We start from the raw sequence: 15,501 nt of genomic DNA on the forward strand, positions 1-15,501 counted from the left end.
TCATGCAGAGCCTTCGTTGAACGCATTGTGCCGCAGGTGGCGGGCGGCTGAATACTGACGCCGCTCAACCATGCAGACGTTGGTAGAGCGCCTCTGCCACCGCCGGGTGAACGAACTTGCCGATATCGCCCTTGAGCGCCGCCACCTCGCGCACCAGCGTCGAGGAGATGTAGGAATAATTCTCCGACGGGGTGAGGAACAGGCTCTCGACCTGCGGTGCCAGCTGGCGGTTCATGTTGGCCAGCTGGAACTCGTATTCAAAATCCGACACCGCGCGCAAGCCGCGGATCAGCACGTTGGCCCGCTGCTCGTGGGCGAAGTGCGCCAGCAGGTTGGAGAAGCCGACCACCCGCACATTGGGCAGGTGCGCGCTGACCGCGCGGGCCAGTTCGACGCGCTGCTCGAGGCTGAACAGTGGGTTCTTCTTCGGATTGGCGGCTACGGCGATGACCACTTCATCGAACAGGCGGGCGGCCCGTTCGATCAGGTCGCCGTGGCCCTTGGTGATCGGGTCGAAGGTGCCCGGATACAGCGCTCGGTTCATCCTGGGGTCCTTGGGGGCTGCGCACGAAAGGCGCGATGGTAGCGCAGCCGCCCGGCGGCGGCCAAGGTTGGCGGCCTTGCGCGGATTGGGGTTCAGGCCTGTGGCGGTCGGCGCTGCCAGAGCGCGTAATGCACTTGGCCGGCATGCTTTTCCCGGTGCAGGTGCCAGTGGGCGGGTAGCCCGAGGCTGGAGGGCGCGCGCTCGCTTTCGGTGTAGATCCAGGCATCACTGGTCAGCCAGCCGCGCTGCTCCAGGAGCTGGCAGGCCGGCAGCAGCAGGTCGCGGTGGAAGGGCGGATCAAGGAACACCAGATCGAACGGCTCGGCGCTGGCCTGTACCAGATGCTGCAGGGCATCGACCTGACGCACTTCGGCGTCCTCGGCGCGTAGCAGGGCGAGGTTGTCGCGCAGCGCGCTGGCTGCTTGCGGGCTGAGTTCCAGCGCCAGTGCGTGTCCGGCGCCGCGCGACAGGGCTTCGAGCAGCAGCGCGCCGCTGCCGGCAAACGGATCGAGCACCCGCGCCGCCGGTACCTGGGCAGCGAGCCAGTTGAACAGGGTTTCGCGGACCCGGTCGGGGGTCGGACGCAGGCCCGGCACCTCGGGGAACTGCAGGCGCCGCGAACGCCAGGTGCCGCCGATGATGCGCAGCTGGCCGGTGGCGCTCGCCGTGGCGGGGCGACGGGAGCGGGAAGCAGAAGAACTCATCGGGACTCCGAAGGGGCGAGCGGCTGATCGAGTGGGGCTTCCAGCGGCGGCAGCGGCTGCTGGGGCAGGGTAGGCCCGGTGCTGACCACCACGAAGGCGTCCTCACGCAGGTGGCGGGCCATCGCGGCACGCACGGTTTCAACATCCAGCGCCTGCACGTCGCGCATGAAGCGCTCCAGGTGATCGGTGGGTAGGCCATAGAAGCCGATGGCACCCAGCTGGGCGACGATGTCGGCGTTGCTGGCGGTGGACAGCGGGAAGCTGCCGGCCAGCTGGCGCTGGGCGCGCTGCAGCTCGGCGGCGCTCGGGCCTTGGGTAAGGAACTCGCGCACCAGCTGGCGGACCAGCGCCAGGGTCGCCTCGCTCTGCTCGGCACGGGTCTGCACGCTGATCATGAAGGGACCAGCGACCTGCATCGGCGTGAACGCCGAATAGATGCCATAGGTCAGGCCACGCTTCTCGCGCAGCTCCTCCATCAGCCGGGTACCGAAGCCGCCACCGCCGAGGATCTGGTTGCCGACGTGCAGCGCCGCGTAGTCCGGGTGGCGGCGGTCGATGCCGAGCTGGGCCAGCAGCAGGTGGGTTTGCTGGGAGGGAAATTCGATATGCGCGCGGTTCGCTGCCGGCGCCGTCGGCGCGGGTGGCGCCGGCAGGGCCGGGCCTTCCGGCAGCGCGGCGGACAGCTGGGCGGCGATGGCCTCGGCCTCGCTGCGCGACAGATCGCCAACCAGTGCAATCACCGCGTTGCCGGCGCTGTAGGCGCGGCGGTGGAAGGCCGCCAGCTGCTCGCGGGTCAGGGCCTTGAGGCTGGTTTCGGTGCCCTCGCTGGGCGAGGCATAGGGGTGTTCGCCGTACAGTTGGCGGAACAGTTCGCGGCTGCCCAGGTGGCCCGGATTCTGCTTCTGCAGCTCCAGTCCGGTCAGCAGCTGGTTCTGCAGGCGCGTCATCGCCGCCTGCGGAAAGTGCGGTGCGCCGACCACCTGGGCGAACAGCGCCAGCGCCGGTTCGCGCTGCTCGGCCGCCGACAGGCTGCGCAGCGAGGCGATCGCCATGTCCCGATACGCCCCGTTGCCAAACTGCGCGCCCAGCCGCTCGAAGCCGGCGGCGATCGCGGTGGTGTCCAGGCCTTGCACACCTTCATTGAGCATGGCGTTGGTCATCAGGGCGAGGCCCGGATGGGCGCCATCCTGGCTGCTGCCGGCGGCAAAGGTCAGGCGCAGGTCGAACATCGGCAGGCTGCGCGCCTCGACGAACAGCACCCGCGCGCCTTCGGCGGTCTGCCAGTGCTGGATGTCGAGGGCGCGGCGCGGCAGGGGTTGATCACCGAGGCTGGCCAGCGCCTGCAGGGTGGGGCGGCGGCTGGCGTCGGTCTCGGGCGTGGTGCGCTCGCCGGTTTCTGGGGCGGCGGCCGGCTGCGGCTCAGCGGCAGGCCGGCTGGCCAAGAGGGCCAGTGCACCGAGCGCCAGCACGATCAGCAGGGCCCACAGGTGACGTCGATTCATGACTGCTCCTCAGGCAGGATCTGCGCCAGGGTCAGGCGCTCGCGCTGGAACAGGCGCCGCGCGGCGCTCTGGATGTCTTCAGCGCTGACGGCGCGCAGGGCGTCGAGTTCTTCATCGAGCAGCGTCCAGGGCAGGCCAACGCTTTCCAGACGACCGATGCCGGTGGCCTGCTCGGTGATCGAGTCGCGGGCATAGACCAGCTGGGCGATCACCTGGGCCTGCACGCGGGCCAGCTCTTCGGCGCTGGGCGGCTCGTGCTTGAGGCGCTCAAGTTCTGCCCAGAGCGCCGCCTCGACCGTGGCCAGATCGTGGCCGCCCTGCATGTTGGGCCGGGCGCTGAGCACGAACAGGCTGTCGCCGCGGGTGAAGGGGTCGTACCAGGCGCTGGCGCTGCTGACCTTCTGCTGCTTGCGCTCAAGCTCACTGGCCAGACGGGCGCTGTAGCCGCCATCGAGCAGCGCGGCGATCAAGCGCAGGGCGTGTACTTCGCGGGGGTTGTCGCTGCTGGCCAGCCCCGGGGCATTGAAGCCCATCAACAGGCTGGGCACCTGGGTGCGCACCGCGAGGCTCAGGCGCCGCTCACCGAGGTTCGCCAGCTCCAGCGGCGGACGGCTGGCCGGCAGCGGCCGGGCCGGGATGGCGGCAAAGTGGCGCTCGACCAGTGGGCGCACCTCCTCGAGGCTGACCGCCCCGGCCACCACCAGCGTGGCGTTGCCCGGGTTGTACCAGTCCTGATGCCAGCGGCGCAGGTCATCGACCTGCAGGCGCTCCAGATCATGCATCCAACCGATGGTCGGGGTGCGGTAGCCGCTGGCCGGGAAAGCGGTGGTCTTGAAGCGCTCGAAGGCCAGCGCGCTGGGATTGTCGTCGGTGCGCAGCCGGCGCTCTTCCTTGATCACCTCGATCTCGCGGCTGAACTCGTCGGCCGGCAGCGCCGGGCGTGCCAGACGGTCGGCTTCCATCTCCAGCGCCACCTCCAGGCGGTCGCGCGCCAGCACCTGGTAATAGGCGGTGTAGTCGGCGCTGGTGAAGGCGTTTTCTTCCGCCCCCAGCTCACGGAGGATGCGCGAGGCCTCGCCCGGGCCGAGCTTGCTGCTGCCCTTGAACATCATGTGCTCGAGGGCATGGGAGAGGCCGGAGAGCCCGGCGGGTTCGTAGCTGGAGCCGACCTTGTACCAGAGCTGCGAGACCACCACCGGGGCGCGGTGATCCTCGCGGACGATGACCTTGAGGCCGTTGTCGAGGCGGAAGCTGTGGGTCGGCTGGGGCGTGGCGGCCTGTGCGGCCAGGGGCGTGCTGGCGATCAGCAGAGCCAGGATGCCGCGTGCGAAGACATTCATGCTTGTGGGTCCTGTGGCGTGCTGCCCGGCTTAACGCCGGCGGGCGCGGAGGTGCTAGGATACCCAACCGCATTCCCGGCGGCCACGCCCGTGCGCAGCCGCCCAGCCGAGAAGCACGCCGCACATGTTTGGTTCCAAAGACGACAAGAAAAACCCGGACAGCGCCGAGAAAAAAGGCCTGTTTGGCTGGTTCCGCCGCAAGGCGGCCCCTGAGCCGACGCCCCGTGAGCCGGAGCTCGAATCCCCGTCTGCACCGGTCAGCGAGCCGGCGGCGGAGGTCGCTGCTTTGCCTGCCGAGGCAGCCACCCTGCCGACGCCCAGCCTGCCCGGTGAATCCACCGGCGCCCCCGCTGCTAACAGCCCGGCGCCCGCCGCCGTTTCGCCCAGTGAGCCGGTTGCCCCGCTGCCGGTCATCACGGCTCCCGTAGCCCCTGAGGCGCTGCAGAGCGAGCCGGTATCGGCGGTGCCACCGAGCGAGCCGCCGATGGCACCGCTTACCAGCACCGTCGTGGCAGAAGTACCGGCACCGCAGAGCGAGCCCCTGGCCATCGTCCCCGCCGCGCCACAGCCCGCGCCGTCTGCTGATGAGGTGAGCCGCGCCAGCGAGCCGCCGGCCGTAGCGGCGCCGGTGTCTGCACCGGCACCTGCGCCCGCCGAGGCCAAGCCCGCCAAGCTGGGCTTCTTTGCCCGCCTCAAGCAGGGGCTGGCTAAGACCAGCGCCAGCATCGGCGAGGGCATGGCCAGCCTGTTCCTCGGCAAGAAGGCCATCGACGATGACCTGCTCGACGAGCTGGAAACCCGCCTGCTGACCGCCGATGTCGGCGTCGAGGCGACCACGGCCATCATGCAGAACCTCACCAAGCGGGTGTCGCGCAAGGAGCTGGCCGATAGCGATGCGCTGTACAAGGCCTTGCAGGAAGAACTCGCCGCCATCTTGCGCCCGGTCGAGCAGCCGCTGGTGATCGGGGCCGCTCAGCAGCCCTACGTGATCCTGGTGGTCGGCGTGAACGGCGCCGGCAAGACCACCACCATCGGCAAGCTGGCCAAGAAGCTGCAGGATGAGGGCAAGAAGGTCATGCTCGCCGCCGGTGATACCTTCCGCGCTGCGGCGGTCGAACAGCTGCAGGTCTGGGGTGAGCGCAACAACATCCCGGTGATCGCCCAGCACACCGGCGCCGACTCCGCCTCGGTGATTTTCGATGCGGTGCAGGCCGCCAAGGCCCGCGGCATCGACGTGCTGATCGCCGATACCGCCGGGCGCCTGCACACCAAGGACAACCTGATGGAGGAGCTGAAGAAGGTGCGCCGGGTGATCGGCAAGCTGGATGAGTCGGCCCCCCATGAAACGCTGCTGGTGCTGGACGCCGGCACCGGGCAGAACGCCCTGAGTCAGGCGCGGCTGTTCCACCAGGCAGTGAGCCTGAGCGGCCTGGCGCTGACCAAGCTGGATGGCACCGCCAAGGGCGGGGTGATCTTCGCCCTGGCCAAACAGATGAGCCTGCCGATCCGCTATATCGGGGTCGGTGAGGGGATCGAGGATCTGCGCCCGTTCGAGGCCGAGGCCTTCGTCAAGGCGCTGTTTGCGGAGCAGGAGAGCCCATGATCCGTTTCGAGCAGGTGGGCAAGCGCTACCCCAACGGCCATGTCGGCCTGCACGAGCTGAGCTTCGAGGCCCGGCGTGGCGAGTTTCTGTTTGTCACCGGGCATTCGGGCGCCGGCAAGAGCACCCTGCTGCGCCTGCTGCTGGCGCTGGAGCGCCCGACCAGTGGCCGGCTGCTGCTGGCGGGGCAGGATATTGGCTCGATCAGCAATGCCGAGATCCCCTTCCTGCGCCGGCAGATCGGCGTGGTGTTCCAGAATCACCATCTGCTGTTTGATCGCACGGTATTCGCCAACGTCGCCCTGCCGCTGCAGATCCTTGGCCTGCGCCGCGAGGACATCGAGCAGCGGGTCAGCGAGGCACTGGAGAGGGTCTCGCTCAAGGACAAGGGCGAGCTGTACCCGTCGGATCTGTCCAGCGGTCAGCAGCAGCGCGTCGGCATCGCCCGGGCGGTGGTGCATCAGCCGGCCCTGCTGCTGGCCGATGAGCCGACCGGCAACCTCGACCCGCGCCTGGCCGCCGAGATCATGGGGGTGTTCGAGGACATCAACCGCCTCGGTACCACCGTACTGATTGCCAGCCATGATCTGGCGCTGATTGCCCGCATGGGCCACCGCCTGCTGACCCTGCAGCGCGGTCGCCTGATCAGTGATGGAGTACCGGCCCGATGAGCAGCACCAAGATTCCCCGCGGCGCCGAGGAAGGCGCCCGTGAGACGCGCCAGCGGCACCTCGAGGCGGTGGAAAGCACCGACTGGGGTACGCAGCTGGCGGCCTATCTGGAAAGTCACCGGGCCAGCCTGGTCGATGCGCTGCGCCGATTGTTCGTGCAGCCGTTCGGTAGCTTTCTGACTTGCCTGGTGATGGGCATTGCCCTGGCCCTGCCGATGGGGCTGGCGCTGCTGCTGGAGAATGTCGAGCGCCTCGGTGGCTCCTGGCAGCGCGCGGCGCAGATTTCCGTATTCCTTGAATTGACGGTGCCGGAGGCCGAGGGGCTGGCGCTGCGCGAGCGTATCGCGGCGCTGGAATCGGTGCAGGGCGCCGAGTGGATCGGCCCGGAGCAGGCGCTGGCGCAGTTGCAGGGCTACTCGGGCCTTGGGGATGCGCTGCAGGCGCTGCCGGAGAATCCGCTGCCGGCGGTGGTGCTGGTCACCCCGCAGGCGATCGAGCGTGAGGCGCTGGAGGGGCTGCGCGCAGAGCTGGCTGCCCTGCCGGGGGTCGAGCAGGCGCAGCTCGATCTGCAATGGATCGAGCGTCTCGGCGCAATTCTGCGCCTCGGTGAGCGCTTTATCTTCGGGCTGGCGGTGGTGCTGGTGGCCGGGCTGCTCTTGGTGATCGGCAACACCATCCGTCTGCATATCGAGAACCGCCGGGCAGAGATCGAGGTGATCAAGCTGGTCGGTGGCACCGATGGTTATGTACGCCGGCCCTTCCTGTATGCCGGCGCCTTTTATGGCGTGGGCGCCGGGCTGCTGGCCTGGGGGCTATTGCACTTTGGCCTCGACTGGCTGAACGAGGCAGTCGTCGGTCTGGCCGGGCTCTATGGCAGCGACTTTGCCCTGGCCGGTGTGCCGCTGGAGGATGCCCTGCTGCTGCTGGCGGCGGCGGTACTGCTCGGCTGGATCGGCGCCTGGCTGGCCGTGGCCCGCCACCTGCGTCAGCTGGCGCCCCGCTAGCGGCCGGCGGAACTTGCCGGCCTGATTCACGGTCGCAACAGCGCAGTGCTATAGTGCTGCGCTGATTCGCAACCTCGGAGGGTGTCCATGTCCACGTCTCTGCAACCTGTCCAAGCCCTGGTCCCCGGTGCAAACCTTGAGGCCTATGTGCAGTCGGTCAACAGCATTGCCCTGCTGTCGGTCGAGCAGGAGCGCGAGCTGGCCGGGCGTCTCTACTACGAGCAGGACCTTGAAGCGGCCCGCCAACTGGTACTGGCCCACCTGCGCTTCGTGGTGCACATCGCCCGCAGCTACTCCGGCTACGGCCTGGCCCAGGCGGATCTGATCCAGGAAGGCAACGTCGGCCTGATGAAGGCAGTCAAGCGCTTCAATCCAGAGATGGGCGTGCGCCTGGTGTCATTTGCCGTGCACTGGATCCGTGCCGAAATCCACGAGTTCATCCTGCGTAACTGGCGGATCGTCAAGGTCGCCACCACCAAGGCGCAGCGCAAGCTGTTCTTCAACCTGCGCAGTCAGAAGAAGCGTCTGGCCTGGTTGAACAACGATGAAGTCCACGCGGTGGCCGAAAGCCTTGGCGTCGAGCCGCGTGAGGTGCGCGAGATGGAGAGCCGCCTGACCGGTCAGGACATGGCGTTCGATCCGGCCAGCGATGCCGACGACGACACCGCCTTCCAGGCCCCCGCGCATTATCTGGAAGACAACCGTTACGATCCGGCACGCCAGCTGGAGGAGGCCGACTGGAGCGACAGCGCCAATGCCAGCCTGCACGAGGCGCTCGGCCATCTGGATGAGCGCAGCCGCGACATTCTCTACCAACGCTGGCTGGCCGAAGAAAAGGCCACCCTGCACGAGCTGGCCGCCAAGTACGGCGTTTCCGCCGAGCGCATTCGCCAGCTGGAGAAGAACGCGATGGGCAAGCTCAAGGGCTCGCTGCTGGCCTGACTTGCCGCATGCTCACACCGTCAGGGCCGCCTTTGGGCGGCCTTGTCGTTTCCGGGCATTGGTACCGCTGCCCGATACGCACCTTCAGAGATTTGCCAGCGGCGTGACCGGCAGGGATGATCGGCAGCCTCATTACGCGCTCGGAGTGCTTGCCATGCCACGTCTCTTTGTCCTGCTCGCCGCTCTGCTGGGCCTCACCGGGGTGGCGCTCGGTGCCTTTGCCGCTCACGGCCTGCGTGCCCGGCTGAGTGCCGAGTATCTGGCGGTGTTCCAGACCGGCGTGCTGTACCAGCTGATCCATGCCCTGGCGCTGCTCGGCGTCGCTGCACTGGCCCTGCACTGGCGCTCGCGGCTGCTGGGTGCTGCGGGTGCGCTGTTTGTGCTCGGCACGCTGCTGTTCTCCGGCAGCTTGTACCTCTTGACCCTGAGCAGCCTGCCGCTCGGCCTGGTCACCCCGCTCGGCGGGCTGTGCTTCATGCTCGGCTGGTCGTGCCTGGCGCTGGCCGCCTGGCGCGCCGTGCCGCGCGGCTGAGCAGTGGACGGGCGCCTTGGTCATCCTCCGCCAAGGGCGCTAGAATGCCGCCTTTCCCCGAGTTTGCGAGCGGATTCCCATGCACATTCAGCTCAATGGCGAAGCCCATGATCTGCCCGAGGGCCTGAGCGTTGCCGACCTGCTGGCGCGCCTGGACCTGACCGGCAAGCGCGTGGCGGTCGAACTCAACCTCGACATCGTGCCGCGCAGCCAGCATGCCAGTACCCGGCTGCAGGACGGCGACCGGGTCGAGGTGGTACACGCCATCGGCGGCGGCTAGTGGCCGCTCTGCCGTATCCCTTCGCCCCGTCCGTGCCCGTCCGCTGAGGAGCCCTTGATGACCCCGTCTACCCCGATCGACAAACCGCTGGTTCTGGCCGGCCGCACCTACCAGTCGCGCCTGCTGGTCGGTACCGGCAAGTACAAGGACCTCGACGAGACCCGCCTGGCCATTGAAGCCTCCGGTGCCGAGATCGTCACCGTCGCGGTGCGCCGCACCAACCTCGGCCAGAACCCCGGCGAGCCGAACCTGCTCGATGTGATCAGCCCGGACAAGTACACCATCCTGCCCAACACCGCCGGCTGCTACGACGCCGAAGAGGCGGTGCGCACCTGCCGGTTGGCCCGCGAGCTGCTCGACGGTCACAACCTGGTCAAGCTGGAAGTGCTGGCCGACCAGAAGACCCTGTTCCCCAACGTGATCGAGACCCTCAAGGCCGCCGAGACGCTGGTCAAGGACGGCTTCGACGTGATGGTCTACACCAGTGATGATCCGATCGTCGCCCGCCAGCTGGCCGAGATCGGCTGCATTGCGGTGATGCCACTGGCCGGGCTGATCGGCACCGGCCTTGGGATCTGCAACCCCTACAACCTGCGGATCATTCTCGAAGAGGCCAAGGTGCCGGTGCTGGTGGATGCCGGTGTCGGCACCGCGTCGGATGCCGCCATCGCTATGGAGCTCGGCTGCGAGGCGGTGCTGATGAACAGCGCGATTGCCCACGCCCAGCACCCGGTGCTGATGGCCGAGGCGATGAAGCACGCTATCGTGGCCGGCCGTCTGGCGTATCTGGCCGGGCGCATGCCGAAGAAGCTCTACGCCAGCGCCTCCTCGCCGCTGGATGGGCTGATCCGCTGATCTGTCCGGGCGGCGCAGGCGTCGCCCGTCCCCTTTGCGAGCCCTGCCTGTGAGCCGGGCTTGCCTGTCTTTCAGGAAGCAGCATGACCGACGAAACCCAACACGCGCCGGAAACTGCCGGCGATGCGCCGCGGATGCGCACCATCAAGAGTTTTGTGATGCGCGCCGGGCGCATGACCGACGGCCAGCAGCGCGGCCTGGATCTGGGCTGGCCGCAGTTTGGTCTTGAGCTGGAAGATGGCCTGCGCGACTTCGATCAGGTATTTGGCCGCACTGCGCCGCGCACCTTCGAGATCGGCTTTGGCATGGGCCACTCGACCCTGGAGATGGCCGCCGCCGCGCCCGAGCAGGACTTCATCGGCGTTGAGGTACACAAGCCGGGCGTCGGTGCGCTGCTCAGTGGTGCGCTGGCGCAGAACCTGACCAACCTGCGCGTCTACAGCTGCGATGCGCTGGATGTGCTGCGCCAGTGCGTGGCCGACGCCAGCCTGGATCGCGTGCTGCTGTTCTTCCCCGATCCCTGGCACAAGGCGCGCCACAACAAGCGGCGCATTGTCCAGCCGGCGTTTGCCGAGTTGGTGCGCCAGAAACTCAAGGTCGGCGGCGTGCTGCACATGGCCACCGACTGGCAGCCCTACGCCGAGCACATGCTTGAGGTGATGAGCGCCGCGCCGGGCTACCGCAACCTGGCCGAGGACGGCACCTATGTGCCGCGCCCCGCCGAGCGCCCGGTGACCAAGTTCGAGCGTCGCGGTGAGCGTCTGGGGCATGGGGTGTGGGATCTGAAGTTCCAGCGCACCGAGTAAGGCGCTGCGACGGAGCGAGGCCGGGCATTGCCCGGCCTCGTTGTTTTTGCGCGGTGTCAGGAGCTGGCGGCTCAGTCGAGAAAGCGTTGCAGCAGGTCGTTGAGGAACAGCTGGCCGCGCACCGTGGGCTTGAGGCGCGCCGGGTCGGCATCCAGCAGGCCTGCGGCGCGGGCTTCGCTGCAGGCCGTGGCGATGCTGGCCAGCGGCAGGCCGGTGCGCTGCGCGAACTGCTCTGCCGGCACCCCGTCGGTCAGGCGCAGGGCGTTCATCATGAACTCGAAGGGCAGCTCCGCCGCTTCCAACTGCCGCTCGCCGGCCTGAAAGGTCTTGGCCGGGTCGAGGTAGTCCTTGGGCAGGCGGGTCTTCCAGCTACGGCGGATCGTGCCGTCCGGGTCGCTGAGCTTGGCGTGGGCACCGGCGCCGATGCCGAGAAAATCGCCGAAGCTCCAGTAATTGAGGTTATGCCGGGCGCGGCGGCCGGCACGCGCATAGGCCGAGGTCTCATACTGGGCGAAGCCCTCGGCGGCGAGCAGCGCCTGGCCGGCTTCCTGGATGTCCCAGAGGATGTCGTCCTCGGGAATCTCTGGCGGCTGACTCCAGAACAGCGTGTTCGGCTCGACGGTCAGCTGGTACCAGGACAGGTGGGGCGGCGCCAGGGCGATGGCCTGGCGCAGGTCGGCCAGCGCGCCTTCGACGTCCTGTTCCGGCAGGCCGTGCATCAGGTCAAGATTGAAGTTGTCGAAGCCGGCCGCGCGGGCCATCTCAGCGGCGCGCACCGCCTCGCTGCCATCGTGGATGCGCCCCAGCGCCTTGAGCTGCGCGCTCTGAAAACTCTGCACGCCGATCGACAGACGATTGATGCCCAGCTGGCGGTAGTCGCGGAACTTGGCCTGCTCGAAGGTGCCGGGGTTGGCCTCGAGGGTGATCTCGATGTCGCTGGCGAAGGCGAGGCGCTGGTTTACGCCCTGCAGCAGGCGATCCAGCGCCCGGGCCGAGAACAGGCTCGGCGTGCCGCCGCCGAAGAAGATCGAGGTCAGTGCGCGGCCGTGGGCGGCGGGCAGGTCGATGTCGAGGTCAGCGAGCAGCGCCTCGACATAGGCTTGCTCGGGCAGTTCGGGGCCGGCGGCATGCGAGTTGAAGTCGCAGTACGGGCACTTGCGCACGCACCAGGGGATGTGGATGTATAGCGCCAGCGGCGGCAGCTGGAACAGCCCCGGCGTGGCCGGGGCGGGTGCGGCGAGGCTCAAGCGAGACCCAGCCGCTGCTTGAGCTGGGCCATGGCGCGGGCGCGGTGGCTCAGGCGGTTCTTCAGCTCGGCGGGCAGTTCCGCGCTGGCGCAGCCCTGCTCCTCGACCCAGAACAGCGGGTCGTAACCAAAGCCGCCGTCGCCGCGCGCCTCATGGAGGATGCGCCCGTGCCAGAGCCCTTCGCAGAGGATCGGCAGCGGGTCTTCAGCATGGCGCACCAGCGCCAGCGCGCAGACGAACTGCGCACTGCGCTCGGCATCCGGTACCTCGCGCAGCACTTCAAGGAGCTTGGCGTTGTTGACGGCATCATCCTTGACCCCGGCATAGCGCGCCGAGTAGATGCCCGGCGCACCGCCGAGAGCATCCACCGCCAGCCCCGAATCATCGGCCAGCGCCGGCAGCCCGGACACCTGGGAGGCATGCCGGGCCTTGATCAGGGCGTTTTCGATGAAGGAGAGGCCGGTTTCCTCAGGTTCGTGGTCGCTGAACTCGGCAACCGAGCGCACCTTGATGCAGTCGCCCAGCATGGCCTGCAGTTCCTTGAGCTTGCCGGCGTTATGGCTGGCCAGCACCAGTTCGGTCAGAGCTTTCATCAGTCGGGGAACACTTCCTGGTTGAAATCGAGGCGATGGGTGGTGCCGCCTTCCTGAATCTTCAGGTTGAAGGTCAGCGTCTCGCGGCTGCTCATCTTGAACTGGCCAAGGTGATAGACCGCCTCACCCTCGGTGACGCGGCGGAAGGTGATCGGCTGCACCTGCCCCAGCAGGTTCTTCACCTCGCCGCTGACGCTGGCCGCCGGTACGGCCTTGCCGCCGCGCAGCACCGCGACATTCAGCACGCCCTGGGTCTTGCTGCGTACCAGGCCCGAGGCCGCGGCGATGTCCGGTTGCAGGAAGCTTGAGTTGAACACGTTGTAGTGCACGTCAAGGTCACCAAAGCGCTGCAGGCGCTCGGCGGCCGCTGGCAGGGCCAGGCACAGGGTCAGCAGGAACAGGCCAAGACGACGCATGATGCTCTCTCCTCGGTGATGGAACAGGTCAGCGGGTGACGCGGTAGATACCGATTTCACCCAGAAGATTAGGCCACAAACGGGTCAGGCTGTGCAGCCGGTGATCGCGATCCACCGCCAGGCGATCGAGCACCCGCAGGCGCTGCTCGCGGCACAGCGCCTCGAAGTCGCGGAAGGTGCAGAAGTGGATGTTCGGCGTGTTGTACCAGGTGTAGGGCAGAAAGTCCGAACGGGGCATCTCGCCACGGGTGGCCAGGTACCAGCGGCAGCGCCAGTGGCCGAAGTTGGGGAAGGTGATGATGCAGGTCTTGCCGACCCGCAGCATGTCCCTGAGCAGGCGATCGGGGTAGTGGACCGCCTGCAGGGTCTGGGTCATCACTACCACATCGAAGCTGTCGTCGCCAAAGTTGTCGAGACCAAGATCGAGGTTCTGCTCGATGACGTTGACCCCGCGGGCCAGGCACAGGGCGATCTTGTCCGGATCGCGCTCAAGGCCATAGCCGTGCACGCCCTTGTGCTCGCGCAGCCAGGCCAGCAGCTCGCCGTTGCCGCAGCCCAGATCCAGCACCCGGCTGCCGGGGGGGATCCATTCCTGGATGATTTCCAGATCGGCACGCATGAAACGGACTCCTCAGACGCTGATGCGGTTCATGTAACTGGCAAAGCCCTGGATATAGCGCGGGCTGGGAATCAGGAAGGCATCGTGGCCGTGGGCCGATTCGATCTCCAGATAGCTGACGTCCTTCTTCGCCGCCACCAGCGCATCGACGATCTCCCGCGAGCGCGCCGGCGAGAAGCGCCAGTCGGTGGAGAAGGAGATCACGCAGAAGCCGGCCTGTGCCGGTTCAAGGGTACGCACCAGATCGCCGCCTTGCCGGGCCGCCGGGTCGAAGTAGTCCAGCGCCTTGGTCATCAGCAGGTAGGTGTTGGCATCAAAGCGCGCGGAGAACTCCTCGCCCTGATAGCGCAGGTAGCTTTCCACCTGAAATTCCACGCTGTGAAAGTCGTAGTTGAGCTGATCGGTGCGCAGCTCGCGACCGAATTTCTGCCCCATCGCATCATCGGACAGGTAGGTGATATGCCCGACCATGCGCGCCAGCATCAGCCCGCGCTTGGGGATGGTGCCCTGCTCCTGGAAGTGGCCGCCATGGAACTCCGGGTCGGTGAGGATCGCCTGACGGGCCACCTCGTTGAAGGCAATGTTCTGCGCCGAAAGCTTGGGCGCCGAGGCGATCACCACGCAGTGGCGGATGCGCTCGGGGTAGCTGATGCTCCACTGCAGCGCCTGCATGCCACCGAGACTGCCACCAACCACCGCCGCCCACTGGCGGATGCCGAGGGTGTCGGCCAGCCGCGCCTGGCTGTGCACCCAGTCCTCGACGGTGATCACCGGAAAATCGGCGCCATAGGGGCGGCCGGTCTCCGGGTTGCGGCTGCCGGGGCCGGTGGAGCCGTTGCAGCCGCCGAGATTGTTCAGGCAGACGACGAAGAAGCGCCGGGTGTCGATCGGCTTGCCCGGGCCGATGCAGCTGTCCCACCAGCCGGGTTTGCGGTCGTCCGGGCTGTGATAGCCGGCGGCGTGATGGTGGCCGGAGAGCGCATGGCAGATCAGCACGGCATTGCTGCCCGCCGCGTTGAGGGTGCCGTAGGTTTCGTAGACCAGTTCGTAGTCGGCCAGTTGGCGGCCGCAGGCGAGCGGGAGGGGCTCTTTGAAATGCGCAACCTGGGGACTGACCAGGCCTACGGAATCTTCAGGGAAGACGGATGGCAAGGATCTGCTCCCGATACGTGAGGTGCGCCAGTCTAAAGAGCGCGGCAGGTGCCGGCAAGGGCAGGTCCGCCGCAGCGGCCTGCCCTGCAGGGCTCAGAGGAACGGGCTCAGGGCCCGGGGCATCTGGGTCATCACTGCCAGATTGCGGATCACCAGCATCTCCATCAGGTTGAGCGCGATAAAGGCGAAGATCGGCGACAGATCCAGCCCGCCGAGGCTTGGCAGCAGCCGGCGAATCGGCATCAAGAGCGGCTCGCAGACCTGCTGCACCAGCTGGGCGCCGGGGTTGCTGCTGTGCGGCGCGACCCAGGAGAGGATCACGCTGGCGATCAGCGCATAGAAGAACAGGTTGACGAACATCGCCGCCACACCAATCAGCGCCCAGACCAGCAGCTGCGGCCAGAGGGTCAGCGGCAGGCTGATGCCGGCCAGCAGTAGGATCAGCGCCATCACCGCCAGCTGCACCAGCAGCGCCAGCACCAGCGAGGACAGGTCCAGCCCGCCCAGCCCCGGAATCACCCGGCGAAGCGGGTTGAGCAGTGGCCGGGTGGCGCGCACCACGAACTGGCTGATCGGGTTGTAGAAGTCGGCGCGTACCAGCTGCAGGACAAAGCGCAGCAGCACGATCATCAGGTACAGGCTGCCGAGGGTCTGCAGCAGGTAGGTTCCGGCGGTGCCTAGTCCGTTCATCACG

Annotated in this window: 18 protein-coding genes; 8 read left to right on the top strand and 10 right to left on the bottom strand. The window is 67.6% G+C overall.

Features of this window, described 5'->3' with window-relative positions:
* Positions 1-64: 64 nt before the first annotated feature.
* The 4 genes from coaD to MXC11_RS05485 form a co-directional block, all read right to left on the bottom strand.
* On the bottom strand, positions 65-544 hold the full coding sequence (gene coaD, locus MXC11_RS05470; protein ID WP_250006322.1) for a pantetheine-phosphate adenylyltransferase: 480 nt from the start codon (positions 542-544) through the stop codon (positions 65-67).
* A gap of 92 nt (positions 545-636) precedes the next feature.
* Positions 637-1,248, bottom strand: a complete 612-nt coding sequence (gene rsmD, locus MXC11_RS05475) for a 16S rRNA (guanine(966)-N(2))-methyltransferase RsmD (protein WP_250006324.1) — start codon at positions 1,246-1,248, stop codon at positions 637-639.
* Complete coding sequence (locus MXC11_RS05480; protein ID WP_250006326.1) at positions 1,245-2,750, bottom strand: M16 family metallopeptidase; 1,506 nt, start codon at positions 2,748-2,750, stop codon at positions 1,245-1,247. The genes rsmD and MXC11_RS05480 overlap by 4 nt, the downstream gene beginning before the upstream one ends.
* The gene (locus tag MXC11_RS05485) at positions 2,747-4,090 is read right to left on the bottom strand and encodes a M16 family metallopeptidase (RefSeq protein ID WP_250006328.1); all 1,344 of its coding nucleotides are present in this window, start codon (positions 4,088-4,090) and stop codon (positions 2,747-2,749) included. Before MXC11_RS05485 ends, MXC11_RS05480 begins: the two co-directional genes overlap by 4 nt.
* 124 nt (positions 4,091-4,214) lie before the next feature.
* Between MXC11_RS05485 and ftsY the strand changes: the two genes are divergently transcribed.
* The 8 genes from ftsY (at position 4,215) to trmB (ending at position 10,780) form a co-directional block, all read left to right on the top strand.
* On the top strand, positions 4,215-5,693 hold the full coding sequence (ftsY, locus tag MXC11_RS05490; protein WP_250006330.1) for a signal recognition particle-docking protein FtsY: 1,479 nt from the start codon (positions 4,215-4,217) through the stop codon (positions 5,691-5,693).
* Entirely contained in the window at positions 5,690-6,361 is a 672-nt protein-coding gene (gene ftsE / locus MXC11_RS05495) for a cell division ATP-binding protein FtsE (RefSeq protein WP_250006332.1), read from the top strand. The genes ftsY and ftsE overlap by 4 nt, the downstream gene beginning before the upstream one ends.
* Positions 6,358-7,365 (top strand): permease-like cell division protein FtsX, encoded by a 1,008-nt coding sequence (gene ftsX, locus MXC11_RS05500; protein WP_250006334.1) that lies wholly within the window; start codon positions 6,358-6,360, stop codon positions 7,363-7,365. The genes ftsE and ftsX overlap by 4 nt, the downstream gene beginning before the upstream one ends.
* 87 nt (positions 7,366-7,452) lie before the next feature.
* Positions 7,453-8,307 (top strand): RNA polymerase sigma factor RpoH, encoded by an 855-nt coding sequence (gene rpoH / locus MXC11_RS05505; RefSeq protein ID WP_250006336.1) that lies wholly within the window; start codon positions 7,453-7,455, stop codon positions 8,305-8,307.
* Between the two features lie 154 nt (positions 8,308-8,461).
* On the top strand, positions 8,462-8,839 hold the full coding sequence (locus MXC11_RS05510) for a DUF423 domain-containing protein (RefSeq protein WP_250006338.1): 378 nt from the start codon (positions 8,462-8,464) through the stop codon (positions 8,837-8,839).
* A 79-nt stretch (positions 8,840-8,918) separates the two neighbouring features.
* Positions 8,919-9,119, top strand: coding sequence for a sulfur carrier protein ThiS (thiS, locus tag MXC11_RS05515; protein WP_250006340.1), 201 nt, complete (start codon positions 8,919-8,921; stop codon positions 9,117-9,119).
* Between the two features lie 57 nt (positions 9,120-9,176).
* Positions 9,177-9,974 carry a thiazole synthase gene (locus MXC11_RS05520; RefSeq protein ID WP_250006342.1) on the top strand — a complete coding sequence of 266 codons (798 nt, stop codon included), beginning with the start codon at positions 9,177-9,179 and terminating at the stop codon, positions 9,972-9,974.
* 134 nt (positions 9,975-10,108) lie between these two features.
* Positions 10,109-10,780: a tRNA (guanosine(46)-N7)-methyltransferase TrmB gene (gene trmB / locus MXC11_RS05525; protein WP_250006516.1), complete on the top strand. Its 672-nt coding sequence runs from the start codon at positions 10,109-10,111 to the stop codon at positions 10,778-10,780.
* 71 nt (positions 10,781-10,851) lie between these two features.
* On the opposite strand, the gene hemW is transcribed toward trmB, so the two are convergent.
* The 6 genes from hemW to MXC11_RS05555 form a co-directional block, all read right to left on the bottom strand.
* Entirely contained in the window at positions 10,852-12,027 is a 1,176-nt protein-coding gene (hemW, locus tag MXC11_RS05530) for a radical SAM family heme chaperone HemW (RefSeq protein WP_250006344.1), read from the bottom strand.
* On the bottom strand, positions 12,024-12,620 hold the full coding sequence (gene rdgB, locus MXC11_RS05535) for an RdgB/HAM1 family non-canonical purine NTP pyrophosphatase (RefSeq protein WP_250006346.1): 597 nt from the start codon (positions 12,618-12,620) through the stop codon (positions 12,024-12,026). Before rdgB ends, hemW begins: the two co-directional genes overlap by 4 nt.
* Positions 12,620-13,036 carry a DUF4426 domain-containing protein gene (locus tag MXC11_RS05540; protein WP_250006348.1) on the bottom strand — a complete coding sequence of 139 codons (417 nt, stop codon included), beginning with the start codon at positions 13,034-13,036 and terminating at the stop codon, positions 12,620-12,622. The genes rdgB and MXC11_RS05540 overlap by 1 nt, the downstream gene beginning before the upstream one ends.
* Positions 13,037-13,064: 28 nt before the next feature.
* On the bottom strand, positions 13,065-13,655 hold the full coding sequence (metW, locus tag MXC11_RS05545) for a methionine biosynthesis protein MetW (protein ID WP_250006350.1): 591 nt from the start codon (positions 13,653-13,655) through the stop codon (positions 13,065-13,067).
* A gap of 12 nt (positions 13,656-13,667) precedes the next feature.
* Complete coding sequence (gene metX / locus MXC11_RS05550) at positions 13,668-14,807, bottom strand: homoserine O-succinyltransferase MetX (RefSeq protein WP_250006352.1); 1,140 nt, start codon at positions 14,805-14,807, stop codon at positions 13,668-13,670.
* A gap of 93 nt (positions 14,808-14,900) precedes the next feature.
* Positions 14,901-15,497, bottom strand: a complete 597-nt coding sequence (locus MXC11_RS05555) for a YggT family protein (protein WP_250006354.1) — start codon at positions 15,495-15,497, stop codon at positions 14,901-14,903.
* Between the last annotated feature and the right edge of the window lie 4 nt (positions 15,498-15,501).

This window comes from Pseudomonas eutrophicaquae (assembly GCF_023544715.1).
GTDB lineage: Bacteria > Pseudomonadota > Gammaproteobacteria > Pseudomonadales > Pseudomonadaceae > Geopseudomonas.

Bases quoted from the DNA above. Each gene is read 5' to 3' on its own strand.
- coaD (WP_250006322.1), bottom strand. From the start codon at position 544: ATGAACCGAGCGCTGTATCCGGGCACCTTCGACCCGATCACCAAGGGC.
- rsmD (WP_250006324.1), bottom strand. From the start codon at position 1,248: ATGAGTTCTTCTGCTTCCCGCTCCCGTCGCCCCGCCACGGCGAGCGCC.
- MXC11_RS05480 (WP_250006326.1), bottom strand. From the start codon at position 2,750: ATGAATCGACGTCACCTGTGGGCCCTGCTGATCGTGCTGGCGCTCGGT.
- MXC11_RS05485 (WP_250006328.1), bottom strand. From the start codon at position 4,090: ATGAATGTCTTCGCACGCGGCATCCTGGCTCTGCTGATCGCCAGCACG.
- ftsY (WP_250006330.1), top strand. From the start codon at position 4,215: ATGTTTGGTTCCAAAGACGACAAGAAAAACCCGGACAGCGCCGAGAAA.
- ftsE (WP_250006332.1), top strand. From the start codon at position 5,690: ATGATCCGTTTCGAGCAGGTGGGCAAGCGCTACCCCAACGGCCATGTC.
- ftsX (WP_250006334.1), top strand. From the start codon at position 6,358: ATGAGCAGCACCAAGATTCCCCGCGGCGCCGAGGAAGGCGCCCGTGAG.
- rpoH (WP_250006336.1), top strand. From the start codon at position 7,453: ATGTCCACGTCTCTGCAACCTGTCCAAGCCCTGGTCCCCGGTGCAAAC.
- MXC11_RS05510 (WP_250006338.1), top strand. From the start codon at position 8,462: ATGCCACGTCTCTTTGTCCTGCTCGCCGCTCTGCTGGGCCTCACCGGG.
- thiS (WP_250006340.1), top strand. From the start codon at position 8,919: ATGCACATTCAGCTCAATGGCGAAGCCCATGATCTGCCCGAGGGCCTG.
- MXC11_RS05520 (WP_250006342.1), top strand. From the start codon at position 9,177: ATGACCCCGTCTACCCCGATCGACAAACCGCTGGTTCTGGCCGGCCGC.
- trmB (WP_250006516.1), top strand. From the start codon at position 10,109: ATGCGCACCATCAAGAGTTTTGTGATGCGCGCCGGGCGCATGACCGAC.
- rdgB (WP_250006346.1), bottom strand. From the start codon at position 12,620: ATGAAAGCTCTGACCGAACTGGTGCTGGCCAGCCATAACGCCGGCAAG.
- MXC11_RS05540 (WP_250006348.1), bottom strand. From the start codon at position 13,036: ATGCGTCGTCTTGGCCTGTTCCTGCTGACCCTGTGCCTGGCCCTGCCA.
- metW (WP_250006350.1), bottom strand. From the start codon at position 13,655: ATGCGTGCCGATCTGGAAATCATCCAGGAATGGATCCCCCCCGGCAGC.
- MXC11_RS05555 (WP_250006354.1), bottom strand. From the start codon at position 15,497: ATGAACGGACTAGGCACCGCCGGAACCTACCTGCTGCAGACCCTCGGC.